The organism is Vibrio lentus, from assembly GCF_002875945.1.
Classification (GTDB): Bacteria; Pseudomonadota; Gammaproteobacteria; order Enterobacterales; family Vibrionaceae; genus Vibrio; species Vibrio apostichopi.
The window spans coordinates 1-2,666 of record NZ_MCZK01000009.1 but is presented as its reverse complement, the minus strand read 5'-3'; the positions used below and the strand labels follow the sequence as shown (position 1 = coordinate 2,666).

Below are 2,666 nucleotides of genomic sequence, written 5' to 3'. Positions count from 1 at the left end.
AATTCACTATGCCACTTCACTACCTATTACTTACTGATGCTGAGAGCGATTACTACACGGATCACCCCTCTGAATTAACTCAAGATAGTTTAGTGTGGTATCAGAATTTACAAGTATATATTTCCTCTGTAGACCGTATCTTATCCCGTAATGAACAAATTATCGAAAGTGCTAATATTCGATTAAGTAATTTAGAACCTAATAGTGATGAATGGCTTAAAGGTCTAGAAGTTATTGAAAGGTTAGAACAGCAGGGTAGATCAGGCCGATTATATGAAGCCCAATCTAAACAGATGAGTAATATTATTGGAGAAGAGGAGTTCAAAGTCATGACATGGCTTAATTACGTCTCCTCTGAAACCTCATACACCTATGATCAATTAGCTGTAATGCCTTATCCCCAATTCTTAGAAATTAGTAACCGTGTTCAGGTACAGGATAATTTAAAAGCAGCACATGAAGCTGATCGAGTTAATGAAGAGAAGAGGCGTAATAAGAAATGAGAACCTTCCTAGAAAAGTGTAAGAACTACAATAATCACCTCCTACAAGTATCCTCCGTAGGTCTTAATCTAGTAACTGATAATATCGGTAATGTAATCAATACAACCCCCTCAAACAGCGTTACAGAGGATTTAAAAGCTAGTTACCTAGACCAAGAAGACAAGCTATTAAATTATGAATGGAGTAATAGCAGCGAGAAACGTCAAAAGGTATTAGATGCTTTCTCAGAAACTATGATCCCTTATGTGAATTGGTTAGTTGAGAATCGAGAAGATTTGAATTTATCAGATGAAATTGACGAATTATTAAAAGACTTCCCTGAGTGGTCAAAATACTTCGAGTAAGTAACAACCGGATATAATAAGAAATAATATGAATAATGTGGAACAATTTGTTTATCAAAATATTGTAGACAATAGAAAAGGTTTACAGGGTTTGAAACGTTGGGAAAAGTCCCTACAAACTCATGAGAATAAATTAGCTAAAATTGAAGCTAAAGCCGTAAAAGCTAAAGTTAAAAATACCACTAAGGTGAGTAAGGTTAAAACTAAGGCCAATACTAAAGAAGAACGGGAAGCTAATAAACTAGCTCAAGCTAAAGTAAAGGCTCAAGCCAAAGAGACAGCACGTATTAAACGTTTTGAAGCATGGAAACTCAGCCAATTTAGATCAGCAGCTTTTGACCGTCTTACTATTGAACAACAGATGCAAGTAAAACGAGTACTATCTTCTAAGAAAACTGAAGCTGAAATCCGAGACGAATTCAAGAAAACTACAGCCACACTACGCAGAGAGAATAAGAGACGTAAGAATCTAGCTAAGAAATCCGGTGGTGTTGGTGGTTCTATTAAGGGCGGTGCTGTAGGTGGTGGTATGGGAGCTGCAGAGGGAGCAGCATTAGCCGCTAATCCTATTATTGCAGCCGCCGCAGTAACTATCACAGCAGGATTAGTAACATTAGCTAGTGGTGCGGAAAAGGCAAAAATGGTAATGACTCAAGCGGATCAGGCAGGGGTTAGTACTCAAGATCTGCAACGTGAGGCACATATCAATGAATCCTTAATGGGTAGTGAATTTGATATTCAGAAGACAGCCGATCAACTGCTAGAGGTATCACGTAAATCTGGAGAGGTTACAGCGGATCTAACCTACAACAATAAAGGTGAATTATCCGGTGGTGGTAGTGGTATTGATGTTGTTAACGCCTTAGTTAAGAGTGGTAAATTAGAGAACAATAAAGCAGCTATTGATAAATACTTTTCTGAAGAGGATCCACTGAAACTACAGAATAAGATTTTTGAGGATATGAAGGCTAGTGGTCTAAGTGCTAAAGAGGTCTCTTTTGCTTTGGATTCAATGGTCTCAGATTGGGATAAGGTCTATAACGCACGTAATGCTAACCCTGAAGCCGTGCAACGTATCAGTCAAGACTTTGATAATTCAACATTCAAAATCACAGAGGAAGATGAGGGACGTATGAAAGCCTTCTCAGCCGCTATGAGTGAATTTAGTGCTGTAGTTGGTAACTTTGATTTATCGATGTTCAAAAGCTTTTCTGAAGGTCTATCTCCTGAAGCTATGGATACCCTATCCCTCTTGGGTGATACAATTAGTAGTATAGCGGCAATCTTCGGAGACCTATTTAGTATCTTATTCAATGCTATTTCTGTAGTCCTACATCCAACACTAAAAGCGGTAAATCTACTACTAGATGGATTAAAATTGGTTACTGGTGCTGTAGCTCAATTGGTTAAATACCTTACAGATCTGAATGGAAAAGTACGTACAGTATTTGAGGGTATTTGGGACACCTTAATTGATACCCTAAAAGAAGCTTTATCTTTCTTTGGTGTTAACTTCTTCGGTGATGATAAAGACGATACTCCACCAAAAACTGATACCCCGACTAAAACGAGTAAGCAACCTTATAACGCTCAAACAATCCCGAAACCTTACAGTTACCTAACCCCTAATATCCCATCAAAAGCACTAACCCCACGACAGGATGAGATTAGAGGTAATAATAGTGCAGGCTTTGCGGAAACCTCTCAACCAATCATAGTTAAGCTACAAAACACACTTGAGATGGATGGGGAGAAAGTAGCAGAGAAGGTAATGGAGACGCAAATAGCTGCAGATGCAGTTGAAGTGGCATAGTGAATT

3 protein-coding genes are annotated in these 2,666 nt (G+C 38.4%); all 3 read left to right on the top strand.

Annotation, left to right across the window (positions count from 1 at the left end):
• The coding region (locus tag BCT49_RS25635; protein ID WP_157938593.1) for a hypothetical protein at window positions 1–503 on the top strand (503 nt) is incomplete at its 5' end.
• On the top strand, window positions 500–847 hold the full coding sequence (locus BCT49_RS00885) for a hypothetical protein (protein WP_102433787.1): 348 nt from the start codon (window positions 500–502) through the stop codon (window positions 845–847). The genes BCT49_RS25635 and BCT49_RS00885, both read left to right, overlap by 4 nt.
• A gap of 28 nt (window positions 848–875) precedes the next feature.
• Window positions 876–2,660, top strand: coding sequence for a hypothetical protein (locus tag BCT49_RS00880; protein ID WP_102433786.1), 1,785 nt, complete (start codon window positions 876–878; stop codon window positions 2,658–2,660).
• Window positions 2,661–2,666: the final 6 nt, after the last annotated feature.